The sequence below is a fragment of the Fructilactobacillus carniphilus genome (assembly GCF_024029675.1).
Lineage (GTDB): Bacteria > Bacillota > Bacilli > Lactobacillales > Lactobacillaceae > Fructilactobacillus > Fructilactobacillus carniphilus.
On sequence record NZ_CP097121.1, the window covers coordinates 466,636 to 480,748 of the forward strand.

Genomic DNA, 14,113 nt, shown 5'->3' on the forward strand with positions numbered 1-14,113 from the left:
TAAATTAGAATTTAAAGAACCACGTAAAAATGTTAAAGATTGATGGCATAGTTAACACCTCCTTAGTTATCTAAATACACTATAACTTAGATTTAGGAATCTTTAACCAAATGTAGTAAATCTACTTCATTTTTCAGATTAACTAGTTAGCCAGTGTGTTACAATACTCACCAAATTGTTGTCATGCAATTAGGATGATTTTAATATTAAGGAGGAGCTATTTTGACAGAGTTTGGAAAATTATTGAAATACTTACGTACAAGCCGTCAGGTTACCCAAAGCCAGTTGGCGCATAACCTAATTTCACGTGATACGGTAGTACGAATTGAAAATAAACATCAAAGTCCTTCTTTTGAAACAGGAACTGAAATACTGGAAAAATTAGGTATTTCTCTAAGTGATTTTGATAAGCAGCGAGCTGCCTATAATCCTAATAGTTTTTCTGAGTTAAGTCAGTTGTTTTTATATCAACTAAGTAGTTCTGGTGATCATCAAACCCTAGAAAGAATCAAAGGATTAGCACGGAAAATTTATCAAAAAGATGAGAACAACACTGCGAGAAATATCATGTTAGCTGTAGAAGCAATGATGAAAATTGATGATGAGAATTTTGACGTGCAAAAACTAAAATCATTACGGCGTTTACTAAAACCAGTCTGGAATGATTTATCGAAAATTGATGAGTGGTGCATGTTGGACTTACGAATTTTAGATGCGAGCCTGTTTTTCTTTGAATTAGAAACGGCCCGCGAGATTATGTACCACGCTTTTCGAATTATTGATAAAAAATATCCGACATTAGCAGGATTAAAAGCAGCATTTAGTGCTAATTACTGTTACTTATTAATTTTAAACCAAAAAATTAAAGCACCATTTTTAGAATTAGCAGAATCACGGAAAATTGCTTCACAGACTGGTAGATATGATTTAGTTTTAGTGGCTGATATTCGCCGGATTGTCTTAGAACATTTACCTGATTATGAAATTAAGGTAAATCATAAGTTAGCCATTTTAAATGATTTGGGTGCCCAAAAGTTAGTTATATCGTTACGAAAGGAAATTAATACTATTTTAGCTAGGTAATTGTAATAATTTTGCTACAATCTTAAAATATTTTCGATAAAGTTTTAGAATAACTTTAATCAACTCAAACAAACCGGAAGGGGATTATAGATGTTTAATAAAACTTGTCGAAAAAAGATGTACAAAGCGGGGAAGTCCTGGGTAATTGGGGCAATTTTCACCATTACGTTAGCTGGAGTTACCGTAGTTGGTGGGAACCAGGTCTCTGCTGCTGATAATCAGAATGAACCAGCTACTAGTATAACTAAACAGGTTGATTCTAATGAAGCGAATAAAGCTGATGATAGTCAACAGACGCCAGATCAAAAGCAACCTGATGTAAAAGCTGCTGAGGAAAATCCAACAGTTACGCAACTAGCAACCAAAACTGATGCTGCCACTGGAAATACGCAAACGGAAGCAGCTCAAACGGAAAAGCAGGAAAGTCAGTCAGAAAAAAGTAGCGTTGCTGCAGAAGCTCCGCAGCAAGCAGCTAATTTAGAACAAGATGCTGCTAATAATGCTTCAGATCAACAAAAGGCGGTTCAATCAACATCAGAACAAACACAAACTGATGCTAATGCTAAAGAGACGAACGTCGAGTCACAAACTAATCAATTAGATTCAAAGGCTAGTTCTGATCAAGCAGATTCCGAAAAACAAAACTCGGAAAGTGGCGAACAACCAGATTCAAAGAATGAACTTCGTCATGACTCCAAAGAAACAAAAAATACAGATTCTAACCAGCAACCCGAATCAGCAAAAACTGATGATGAAGAACAAGATGAAGAAGAGACTGATTCTAACAAACAAAATAAATTACCGGAAAAACCAGGACAGTATCTTGATAAAAATGGTGATTTTTACTATCAATATGATGATGGTAGCTATGCTAAAGGTTTAACCACGATTAGTGGATTCACTCAATACTTTGATTCTGACGGAAAACAAGTAAAAGGTAACTACGCTACGATTGATGGTAAAAATTATTACTTTAAGCCCGGGAGTGGTAATCTTGCCACTGGAATTCAAACGATTAATTCCCAAAAAATTGCATTTAATAAAGATGGTAGTCGAGTGCAAAACTCATTTTATGAATCTGATAAGCAAAAAGCATTGAATAATTTAGATGCTTTAAAATTGCAACCAGACGATGATGACGAAACTGGGAATAGCGCTAGTTCAAATAGTAACCCTTATTATCACCAACGGAAAAAAGAAAATGACAAAAATAAAGTATCCGGAAATATTTATTATGTCGATCAAAACGGTGAAATTGTAACAGGATTACAAACGGTTGATAAAAAAACTTACTATTTTGACGGTAGCGGAATTATGCGGCGGGGATTCTCAGGAGTCTTTAATGGAGAATTACTTTATTTTGATGCTAAGACTGGAATTGCAACGGAAACTAAAAATTCCAAAATCAAAGAAGGAATTAATGATCAGACCACTGCATACACACCTCATAATGCTGTCAATGGAACCTCAAAGGATAATTTTAAAAACATTGATGGATATTTAACTGCTGAGTCATGGTATCGACCAAAAGAAATTTTGGCTGAGGGGAAAGACTGGCGGGCATCGACAGCTAATGACTATCGTCCGATTCTAATGACTTGGTGGCCAGACAAAAAGACGGAAGTTAACTATTTAAATTATATGGTTAAAGCCGGCTTAATTGATAACCAGCAAGGGTTTAAACTTGATGATGATCAACATTTATTAAATGAATCAGTTACCGCTGTGCAAAAAGCGATTGAAACTAAAATTAGTCAACGGAATGATACAGAATGGTTACGTGAATTGATGAAAGATTTCATCAAAGAACAACCACAGTGGAATATTATTAGTGAAACTCCTAATCATGATCACTTGCAACGAGGAGCGTTAAGTTTCGTTAACAGTAAATTGACGCCTGACTCTAATTCAAACTTCCGTTTGATGAATCGGACGCCAACGAACCAAACTGGAAAAGAAAAGTATGACGTTGATAAAAGTAAGGGTGGATTTGAGTTACTATTAGCTGATGATGTTGATAATTCCAATCCTGTGGTTCAAGCGGAACAATTAAACTGGTTACATTTCTTAATGCACTTTGGTTCCATTACTAATAATGATCCAGATGCTAATTTTGATGGAATTAGAATTGATGCCGTTGATAACGTTGATGCTGATTTACTCAATATTTCTGCCAAGTACTTTGATTCCTTATATGGGGTAAAAAAATCTGATAAAAATGCGATGAGTCATTTGTCCATTTTAGAGGATTGGAGTCATAATGATCCGCTTTACATGCGTGATCATGGTCAAGGTCAGCTTAGTATGGATGATTATAGCCATACGCAGTTAATCTGGTCACTAACTAAACCAGATAAACTGCGGGGTGCGATGAAACGATTCTTAGAATATAAAATGGTAGATCGAAGCCGAGATAATCAAGATAATCAAGCTCTACCTAATTACTCTTTCGTAAGAGCACACGATAGTGAGGTGCAAACGGTCATTGCGCAAATTATCGAGGATTTATATCCTGGGGTGAAAAATAGTTTGGCACCAACCCAAGCTCAGCTTGATGCTGCTTTCAAAGTTTACAATGAGGATATGAAGCAGGCTAAGAAAAAGTATACTCATTACAATATGCCGAGTGCATATGCAATGATGCTTACCAACAAAGACACGATTCCTCGGATTTACTATGGAGATTTGTATACTGATGATGGGGCATTCATGGAAACCAAATCACCGTACTTTGAAGCAATCGATAATTTCCTTAAGACCAGAATGAAATATGTAGCTGGTGGGCAAACGATGGATGTCGATAAAAATGATGTCTTAACCAGCGTTCGCTTTGGAAAAGGGGCTATGAATGTCGATGACCAAGGGACTGATGAAACTAGAACCGAAGGAATTGGAGTAATTGTCAGCAATAATCACGATTTGAAGTTAAATGAATCTGATCAAGTTGTATTGCACATGGGAGCTGCCCATCGAAACCAAGCCTTTAGAGCAGTAATTTTAACGACGACCGATGGCTTACAAAATTATGCTACTGATGAACAGGCTCCCGTTCGTTGGACAAATGAAAATGGAGATTTAATTTTCACTGGTAATGAAATTAAGGGTTATCTCAATCCGCAAGTTTCTGGATATCTTTCTGCATGGGTTCCGGTTGGGGCAGCCGCAAATCAAGATGCAAGAACTAACGCCAGTGACCAACAGAATAACGATGGGAATACTTTCCGGTCTAATTCGGCTTTAGATTCACAAGTTATTTTTGAAGGATTTTCAAATTTTCAAGCAATGCCGAAAACGATTGATGAATTTGCTAACGTTCGGATTGCTAAAAATGCTCAAATGTTCCGTGATTGGGGAATTACTAGTATGCAGCTTGCACCACAGTATCGGTCTAGTGAAGACGACACTTTCCTAGACTCAATCGTTAAAAATGGATACGCATTTTCAGACCGATACGATCTTGGATTCAATACGCCAACTAAATATGGAACTGATGGACAGTTGCGTGATGCAATTAAGGCGCTTCATGCCCAAGGAATTCAAGTTATGGCTGACTTTGTTCCTGACCAACTTTACAACATGAAAAAGCAGGAACTAACGACGGTCAATCGGACGGACTCCCTAGGAAAGCAGAATACTGATTCTGATATGCAGGGAGACCTATATGTTTCTAATACCCGTGGTGGTGGAGCTTACCAAGAAAAATTTGGTGGAGAATTCTTAGATCAATTGCAAAAAGATTATCCAGAATTATTTAAGGATAAACAGATTTCAACTGGTCAACCAATTGATCCAAGCACTAAAATTAAGGAATGGTCTGCTAAATACTTCAATGGAAGTAACATTGAAGGTAAGGGTAAAGATTTCGTCTTAAAGGATCCTTCTACTGGTCATTACTTCAAGGTGGTTGATAATGGGAACGGTAATGGCTATCTGCCAAAACAATTGGTTAACCTACCTTCTTCCGCCGGATTTACTCGTGATCAACAAGGAATTATTTACTTTGATACGAGCGGTTATCAAGCTAAGCATTCTATCATTAAAGATGACTTAGATAATTACTACTACTTTGATGACAGTGGTCATTTAGCAACGGGAGAACAAACGATTAATGGTTCCAAGTATTACTTTTTACCAAATGGAACTGAACTAAGAAGTTCATTCTTCCAGGGGCAAGATGGCAATACGTATTATTACACCGGTTCAGGAAAACAAGCGCGTAACCAATACGTTCTAGATAAGGGTGGTAATGCCTACTACTTTGGTGATGATGGGAAGATGTTGACTAATCAACTATATTCCGTTGAAGGACGGTATACCCAATATTTTGACCAGAATGGGGTGGAAGCTAAAGACCGCTTTGTTAAAACTCCCGATGGTCACGTTCATTACTTTGATGATGGAAGCGGAAACTTAGTTGCTAATCGTTATGCTGGTGATCATGATGGTAACTGGTATTACATTGATAGGAACGGAAATGCTGCGACTGGACTGATTGAGCTAGATGGAGTGAAAAAATATTTCCACGACAATGGAATTCAAAGTAAGGGTGAATTTATTGACCTTGGAAATAATCAATTTTTCTATACCGATGCAAGAGACGGACACATTGTTTCTGGATATCAAGTAATTAATGGACATCCACATTATTTCGATCCTAAGACTTCAATTCAAGTTAAAGGTGATTTTGCTACTAATCCGGAAACCGGTAAAACTTATTACTTTGATGTAAATAATGGTACTCCGGTAGAAAATCAATATATTACCAAAGATGGTAAAACTTATTATCTTAATGCTGCTGGTGAAAAGGTATACGGAACCCAAGTGATTGGGGGAAAAACCGTTAACTTTGATCCACAAACGGGAGCATTGTTACAAGAAACTGTAGATGACAAACCTGAAGCTACTACGGTTACTAATAACGATGAAGCCAAAACAGCAGTTACTAATTAATAATTAACACGTATTTAAGGAAGTAGTTTAAAAGCTACTTCCTTTTTTATTGGTTGAAAACGTTGATATAAAGCGATTGCAACCCATCGTTGCGAGCTTGTCAGCGAAACAGAGCTAGAGATTCCCTAGTATATTAATCATTTGATTTGCTATATTGAGGACAGTAAAGTTAATCAACTTAGAGAGGACAGCGCAAATGCAAAATAATTCATTAGGGAAGCAAATTATTCGATTGCGACAACGACAACAATTATCTCAAGCTCAATTAGCGGAACGCTTATTTGTGTCTAGACAAGCAATCTCGAAATGGGAAAATGGGGACGCGGAACCGGATTTAGATAAATTAGTGCAACTAAGTCAAATTTTTAATGTCGATTTAGACTATTTAGTTTTAAATCAACCGATGCGACAAACGTCAATTTTGGCATTAACAAAGATTAGTAAAAGCTACAATCAACCGATTTTAAAAAATGTAAGCTTTAGTTTACATAACCATGAGCGAGTCGCTTTATTAGGAAGTAATGGAGCAGGGAAAACCACGCTCGTTAACTTAATTGCCGGCCGAATTAAACCAGATGCGGGAAACATTGAAAGACATTATCAACCTAAATTAGAGTTTAGTTTAATGCCACAAAAAAACGTATTAATTGGGCCAATGCGCGTGCAAGAAATGATTGAGCTAGAAGTTAGCATTGCCAACTTAAAAATGATCGATATTGACGGGTTACTAAAAAGTGCCAACTTATGGGAACAACGACAACAAGTAGTCGATTCATTATCCGGTGGGCAACAACGAAAACTGATGTTTTTGTTGACGATGATGAAATCCGCTCAATTATTTATTTTCGATGAACCTACCGTGGGGATGGATTTAGAGACCATTGACCGCTTTTGGCAGCGCTTGGACCAAATTTCTGGGACCACATTGGTGATCACCCATGATTTTAATCAGATTGATCATTATTTTGACCGGGTGTTGCTATTAAAAAACGGAGTTATCGCTGCTGATGAACAGGTCGCTATGATTCACGCGCATAATCAAGATTTAGATGCCTGGTATCGTGGTCATAATCAAGTGCAGGAGGACTAACATGAACAATTACTTAACGCTCAAAATGACCTTTCGAAATCGGCGTTTTCTTTTTTTCACGATGATAACTCCGCTTTTATTCTATTTATTGATGCACTTAATTAATCGTAATGATGCGTCTGCTGGTTCTAATTCGTTATTAATGGTTACTTGTTCTGTTGTAATGGGAATTGCTGGTAATTCCTTAGTGACATTCGCCAAATCATTTAATTACACGAAAAACTTTTATTTACTCCAGATGGAGACGTCACCATACACCATTAAACAATGGATTTTTGATGATCTTTTGTGCCAAACCATTCTTAACGCTGTAATTGCAATTGTAGTAATAATTTTTGGAATGTTACTGGGTGACTACGGATTGTCTGGGAAGTTATTAATTTTGTTTTTGCTACTGCTGTATCTTGGAATTTACCTCAGTTTATTTGGTTTTTTAATTGGGCAATGGCTAGATGCCCAAACTCTTGATGCCACTAGTTTCTTTTTAATGTTTGCAGTGATGTTTTTATTGATCCCATTTCATGAATTTGCAAACGGAAAATTTGAACAAATTATTACGAAAATTCAGCAATTATTTCCACCTTATTACCTATATCAAGTGATTACGGCTAAATTTCTCGGTCAAACCTGGATGATTAACGTGGGCTGGTTCATTGGGATTAGCTTATTGACGGGGATTCCAGTAATCATTGGCATTTATTACTTACTAAAAAAACAAACCGTATAGCAGTTCAACGATAGGAAGGTTTTATAATGGCAGATAAACATAATTGGAATGAGATTCATGATTGGCTGAAACACAAGTACGAAGCAGGACATTTCCAGCAACCTTATGATTGGAAACAGCAAGCAAAGTTTACAAATGCAAATTATAATGAGTCAACAACTTCTAAACGAAAAAGTGATTGGGAGTTAGGAAGTAAACAAGCTCAGCAAGAGTGGCAGACGAACCAACATTATCAGTGGCACTGGATTGTTTTGGGAGCCGTTTTCCGCTGGATTAATCCCTTATTTCGGGGCCGATTTCAAGAAATTATTGATTATATAACTGGATATAAAGAAACTTGGAAGCGATTAAAGCAACACAATTGGCTTTAAGATTATTAGTTATTAAATAAAAAGCAAAAATCCAACTATTATTAAATAGATAGTTGGATTTTTGGGGGTATAAGGTTAATTTATTTTCTCTTTTTAAATGTAAAAACGGGAATAACTAATAGTGATAGGAAGGGCATCCAGATCATTGAGCGATAAACCTTGAGGAATGCCACTTTAAGTTGTCTTTTAATTGTTTTTTGGAAATGGTTTATGAAGTTTTTAATTTCCTCACTTTCAGCGTTAATTTTACTTTCGACGGTTTGGTTCACCTGCGCTTTAATCTGATTTTTAACTGGTTCAGGGAGACTGTTAGGACTAACTCCTTTTGTGGCTGCAATCTGTTTAACCGCAATTTGATAGTTTCGCTCTTCGATCATTTGAATTTTAGTTACCGGAATCGTATCCGCTGTTTTATTTGAGGAAGCTTTATTTTGCGAAACTTGATTACTGTTAGGATCTAATTTTTGCTTAATTGTATGATTAAGCTTTTGTTTTACTGTTCCTGGTACTTTTAGGTTGGTAATTTGTTGTTGGCCATCATTAATTAAATTGGTCTTAGCCGTTTTGATATTGTTGGTCAGTAACGAAGCAAAAATGGCAATTGCAAGCACCATTCCAACTTGTCTTAACACATTAGCAACACTATTAGAATCGGTTAGTAGTTGGCCGTGAAAATTAGACGCAGCCAAAATATTGGCGGTTGAAGCTACGATTCCGTAGCCGATTCCGAGCGTGATCCCGGCATAAACCAGTGGAAGCGAACTGTGATCTAGATTTAAATTAGATAATTGATAATAAGCAAATCCCATCAAAATAAAGCCAATCGCAAGCATTAATTTTTGATTTAGTTTTTTGATTGCTAATGATGAGAAAATCACCGAAAACATTACGGCAATCGAATAGGGCGTAATCAGCAAAGCGGCTGAAAGCTCACTATGATTATATATTTTGGTTAAAAAGGTGGGAATTATAACTGCGAACCCACCTAGTAAATAATTACACAGGACCAGAGAAATAGCGGAACCGGTAAAATTTCGATCACGAAAGAGGTTTAAATTAATCATTGGATTCGTTACTTTACTTTCGACTACAACAAATGTAATTAAAGCTACCAACGCAATGATTAATAAGCTGATAATCTTTGCAGAAAGCCAGCCCCAATCTTTTCCTTCGATCAGTGCTAATGAAAAGGAAGCAAGGAGAATAATGCTCAGAATGGTTCCTAACCAATCAATGTTAACAGATTTTTGGATTTTTTCATTTTTAACGGGCAAGACTAAATTAAAAATTATTAAAACAATGATAATAACGGGAACGTTGATGAAGAACACCCAACGCCACCCGAAAAATTGAGAAACAAAACCCCCAATTGCAGGTCCTAATGCCACTGCTAATCCTTGTGAACCAGCCAGAATCCCAATCGTTTTATTGCGGTTTTGATCATCAGTTAGTTCCATCGCAGTGACCATGCTGGTCGGAATAATCATTGCTGCACCAAGACTCTGAATTGCTCTAGCAACTAGCATGAACGATAAATTGGGGGAAAGCCCCGTTAATAGTGAGCCTATTCCAAAAATAATTAAACCGGTGAAAATAAATTTATTTTTTCCTAGCTTATCTGAAAGTCGTCCAAACGGAATGATCATACTTGCAAAAATAATGGTATAGACATTGAGAGCCCACGATAAATTATTTAGGTTGGTTTTAAAGGCGGTTTGGATCTCTGGTAACACAATGGTCATAATCGAAACGTCCATCATACACAAGAGATTAACAATGATTAAAATAGGTAAAACTGCTTTCACTTTTTTCATAGCTTCTATTACTCCTTTTATTTTTGGCACATGTGTGACATTATTTTTAATAAAAGCATAGTGCAAACTAGTTGAGCAGTCTATAATAATTCTAAAAATGAAACGAAAATCGTTAATTTGTGACTAAAAAGGAGCTAAAAATGAGTAAAACGACAGATCGAACAAAACAATGGTTAATTAACGCACTATTTATAAAGTTAAAAACGAAACCATACGCTAAAATCACGATTAAAGACATCACAGAGCAAGCAAATGTAGCCAGAAGAACATTTTACCGGTTATTTAATAACAAAGATGAGGTATTGGATTACTATTGTGACGAGCTTTTTACTGAGTATTTTGCCTTTTTACACGAGAAAGCAAAAGATCAATTGACATTTCGACAGATGTTAGTTAATTTTTTTACTTTCTGGTACGAAAAAAGAGATAAAACTAGAATTTTAATTCAAAATGATTTATTTGTGCCGTTAATGTTAAAAAGGACAGCAATGACCGTCAAGGTATATCAGTCATTTGATGTTACTTGGCACGGTGAAGTCAGTGAGCAAGAAGCACGATATATCATGGATTTCTTTGTGGGTGGCTATTGGAACTTAATTTCTAATTGGATTAATAAGAAAGAACCAGAAGAGCCAGCCGTAGTTGCTAAAATGTTAGCTAAAGCACTGGAAAGATTAGCGCAATAATGATTCAAATTGACTAAATGAACTAATGGTTCATTAATTTGCCATGAATCCATGGAGCTAGAAGAATAAATGAGGAAATTTGCTTAAGATGCTGGTTTTATTAGATTTAATAATTACTTCGTATAATATATATTATGTAAACTAAAACATGTAATTAAGGGAAACTAACTTCATGGATTACGCCCCACTTATATGTACGCAAAATAAAAAGAACGAATCTTAAATTCGTTCCTAATCTTTTAATTTATGAATATTTCGTTCCCAGCCTAACGCTAAAGCTCCTGAACCCAAATGCGTTCCGATGACTGAACCAATCTCTGCTTGCGTAAACTCTACTTCTGGAAATTCATGCTTAAGGTGCTTCATCCATTGTTTTCCAGTTTGGCTAGCGTTAGCATCCAACACGAATGCTTTAATTGGATAATCTAATTGCGCTGTTTTTTCGTTAAATAGCTGCTCAACTCGTTTTAAAGCTCGTTTCATCGTGCGCACCTTATCAAAAGCTATAATTTCATCAGTTTGCTTATCAAAGGTTAAAATTGGCTTGATGTTCAATAATCCACCAATAAATGAAGATGCGTTTGATAACCGACCGCCTTTAACTAAGTTCTTTAGATCATCTACCACAAAAAGTTCATCAATCGTAGCACGTTGTTCCTTTAATTTGGCAATAATTGTATCCGGATCAGTATTAGCAGCTGCCAACTGAGCTGCATAAATTGCTAAATCTCCCATTAATCCTAGAGTAATTTCTGAATCAAATGGAATTACACGTAGATTGGAGACCATACTTGCAATGTTCCCAATTTGATTATAAAAACCCGAAATGGTTCCAGCCAGCGTAATTGTGATAACGTTCTCATATCCTTCATCTGCTAATTGATTGTATAGTTCAATTAGTTTTCCAGTAGCTGGTTGGGAGGTCGTCGGTAATTCTGATGCTTCCGCTAACTTAGGATAAAAATCCTTGCTAGTAATATCAACATTTTCTAAGTATTCAGTTGCTCCAAACAAAATCTCAAGTGGAATAATATGGATGTGATACTTCTTAATTTCCTTTTTAGAAAGATAGCAGGTACTATCAGTTACAATGGCTGTTTTCAATCTATGCACCTCATTTATTCAATCTTTTCATACTAGTTGCTAATCGATTTAATAGGATTTTTAACAGGTTCGATTCATCTTCTGTCCATTGAGCAAAAATTTGTTGTTGGAGTTGATCATAAGCAGCATTAATCTGCTTTAGTGCATTAATACCCACGTGCGTTAATTGGTAAATTAACTGACGTCGATCTTGACCAACGGCATGTTTAATTATCATCTCTTTGACTAGCAAGCGTTTTAATTGCCGTGAAAGCGTTGACGTATCTAAATTCATTGTATGTGCCAACTTTTCTTGAGTATCGCTTCCATCGTCAATTGCAATTAACAATTGCCACTCTGAAATAGTTAAATTTTGTTCCTTCGTAATTACTTGCAATTGGTGTTGATGAATTTTACTAACGTCACGCAATGCCTCTAAACTATTTTTCATCGTTAAATCCTCCGCTAATCATTATAGCATTAATTGCCTGTTACAAGTTTACGCTTTTTCTTATCGCTGTTAGTTATAGGATTTATAAGCTATACTAAAAATAACGCTAAATTTAAAAGGAGACGAATTATGTCAATTGATGGTTCCTTTACCCATGCAATGGTCAACGAATTACAAGCAGAATTAATTGGAGGACGGATCACTAAAATTAGTGAACCCTATTCCAATGAAATCATCATGACGGTTAGAGCTCAGCAGCAAAATTACCAGGTATTGTTGTCTGCTAATCCTACCTATGCACGCATTCAAACTACGGAAATTCCCTTTCAAAATCCCCCAATTCCCAATAACTTTACGATGACGTTACGCAAGCACCTTCAAGGTAGTTTTATCAACCAAATTCATCAGGTTGATAACGATCGGATTGTTCATCTCCACATTAATACCCGCAATGAAATTGGAGACTTGGAGGAACTAGTTCTGGTCATTGAAATCATGGCTCGGCATAGTAACATTATGCTGGTCGAAGCCCAAAATCGAAACATTATTGACGCCATCAAACGGATTGGCCCTGACAAAAATCGATTCCGCACTATTTTACCTGGTTCAAAATACGTAAATCCACCTCAACAAGATTTATTAAATCCGTTTCAGTTATCTGACTTTAGTGTAATTGAACGTTTGGATCATGATTTTCCCAACCTAGAAGTCCTAGCCGGTGAATTACGAAAGCATTTACAGGGATTAGGAACTGATACCTCACTTGCTCTTGCAGAGGCCCTGCATCAATCTGGAGGAAGTCTGCAAACCAAGTATGCTGATTTTTGGCAAAAGTTTGATCATCCTGCACCCGTAACTACCCTCACTAAGGAGGGGAAACTAGGGTTTGCCCCTTTTCCCTTCCCTCCCTTGCAAGTTGATCAACATTTCACCTCATTGAGCACAATGTTAGATCAATTCTACCAAACTAAGGTTCAAAGAGAACGAGTTCGAGAACAAGGCGCCCAATTAATTCAAATCACTAGAAATGAATTAAAGAAAAATCGTAAGAAAATTAAACGATTAGAAAAAGATGAAACGGACGCTGCTAATGCTAATCAATATCGGATTAAAGGTGAAGTTTTAATGACTTATCTTCATCAAGTAAAGCCCGGAATGAAAAAGATTTCGTTACCTAACTTTTATGACAATAATCAAACGATTGAGATTAACTTAAAGGTTGAACTATCCCCATCTGCAAATGCCCAGTGGTACTTCAAACAGTTCCAAAAGAAAAAGAATGCTGGTCAATACATTCAACAGCAAATTAAAAACGCCCAAGCTGAGATTGACTACTTTGAAAACATTGAGAGTCAAATTGAACTGGCTAATCCCGAAAATTTGGCTGACATTAAAACCGAGCTCCAACAAGCTGGCTATCTAAAACGCCAGACGGGACGCCAAAAGAAAAAAGTTCAAGTTAGTCAACCAGAAAAATTTGTGGCAACCGATGGGACGGTCATTTTAGTCGGGAAAAATAACTTGCAAAATGACAAGTTAACCCTCAAGACCGCTGACAAACGGGAAACCTGGCTACACACTCAGAAAATTCATGGCTCGCACGTAATTATTCGTTCATTCAATCCAAGTGAACAGACCATTCTAGAAGCTGCTAATTTAGCCGCTTACTTTTCTAAGGCCCGCGATTCAGCGAATGTCCCCGTTGACTACGACTTAGTCAAACGAGTTAAAAAGCCCAATGGTGCCAAACCCGGATTGGTTCATTATACCGGTCAAAAAACCGTCTATGTTACTCCTAAACAAGAACTAGTTGAACAACTTCGGCTTAATGCGAAAAAATAAAACTAAAATAATCCTA

At 36.5% G+C, this 14,113-nt stretch carries 10 protein-coding genes; 7 read left to right on the top strand and 3 right to left on the bottom strand.

The window, feature by feature from the left end:
* Positions 1–222: 222 nt before the first annotated feature.
* The 5 genes from M3M37_RS02420 to M3M37_RS02440 all read left to right on the top strand — a co-directional run bounded on the left by M3M37_RS02420 (position 223) and on the right by M3M37_RS02440 (position 8,221).
* Positions 223–1,083: a helix-turn-helix domain-containing protein gene (locus M3M37_RS02420; protein WP_252795569.1), complete on the top strand. Its 861-nt coding sequence runs from the start codon at positions 223–225 to the stop codon at positions 1,081–1,083.
* Between the two features lie 90 nt (positions 1,084–1,173).
* Positions 1,174–6,033 carry a glycoside hydrolase family 70 protein gene (locus M3M37_RS02425; protein WP_252795570.1) on the top strand — a complete coding sequence of 1,620 codons (4,860 nt, stop codon included), beginning with the start codon at positions 1,174–1,176 and terminating at the stop codon, positions 6,031–6,033.
* 196 nt (positions 6,034–6,229) lie between these two features.
* Positions 6,230–7,123, top strand: coding sequence for an XRE family transcriptional regulator (locus tag M3M37_RS02430; protein ID WP_252795571.1), 894 nt, complete (start codon positions 6,230–6,232; stop codon positions 7,121–7,123).
* A gap of 1 nt (position 7,124) precedes the next feature.
* Positions 7,125–7,850: a multidrug ABC transporter permease gene (locus M3M37_RS02435; RefSeq protein ID WP_252795572.1), complete on the top strand. Its 726-nt coding sequence runs from the start codon at positions 7,125–7,127 to the stop codon at positions 7,848–7,850.
* Positions 7,851–7,876: 26 nt separating this feature from the next.
* Positions 7,877–8,221, top strand: a complete 345-nt coding sequence (locus tag M3M37_RS02440; RefSeq protein WP_252795573.1) for a hypothetical protein — start codon at positions 7,877–7,879, stop codon at positions 8,219–8,221.
* An 80-nt stretch (positions 8,222–8,301) separates the two neighbouring features.
* Here M3M37_RS02440 and M3M37_RS02445 read toward each other — a convergent pair whose 3' ends face one another.
* On the bottom strand, positions 8,302–10,035 hold the full coding sequence (locus M3M37_RS02445; protein ID WP_252795574.1) for an MFS transporter: 1,734 nt from the start codon (positions 10,033–10,035) through the stop codon (positions 8,302–8,304).
* A gap of 140 nt (positions 10,036–10,175) precedes the next feature.
* Here M3M37_RS02445 and M3M37_RS02450 point away from each other — a divergent pair, with 140 nt between their 5' ends.
* Complete coding sequence (locus M3M37_RS02450) at positions 10,176–10,721, top strand: TetR/AcrR family transcriptional regulator (protein WP_252795575.1); 546 nt, start codon at positions 10,176–10,178, stop codon at positions 10,719–10,721.
* A gap of 231 nt (positions 10,722–10,952) precedes the next feature.
* Here M3M37_RS02450 and M3M37_RS02455 read toward each other — a convergent pair whose 3' ends face one another.
* Both M3M37_RS02455 and M3M37_RS02460 read right to left on the bottom strand, forming a co-directional pair.
* Positions 10,953–11,825 (bottom strand): DegV family protein, encoded by an 873-nt coding sequence (locus M3M37_RS02455; RefSeq protein ID WP_252795576.1) that lies wholly within the window; start codon positions 11,823–11,825, stop codon positions 10,953–10,955.
* 10 nt (positions 11,826–11,835) lie between these two features.
* The gene (locus tag M3M37_RS02460) at positions 11,836–12,255 is read right to left on the bottom strand and encodes a MarR family winged helix-turn-helix transcriptional regulator (protein WP_252795577.1); all 420 of its coding nucleotides are present in this window, start codon (positions 12,253–12,255) and stop codon (positions 11,836–11,838) included.
* 129 nt (positions 12,256–12,384) lie between these two features.
* Here M3M37_RS02460 and M3M37_RS02465 point away from each other — a divergent pair, with 129 nt between their 5' ends.
* Positions 12,385–14,097, top strand: a complete 1,713-nt coding sequence (locus tag M3M37_RS02465; protein WP_252795578.1) for an Rqc2 family fibronectin-binding protein — start codon at positions 12,385–12,387, stop codon at positions 14,095–14,097.
* The last annotated feature ends 16 nt before the right edge of the window (positions 14,098–14,113 follow it).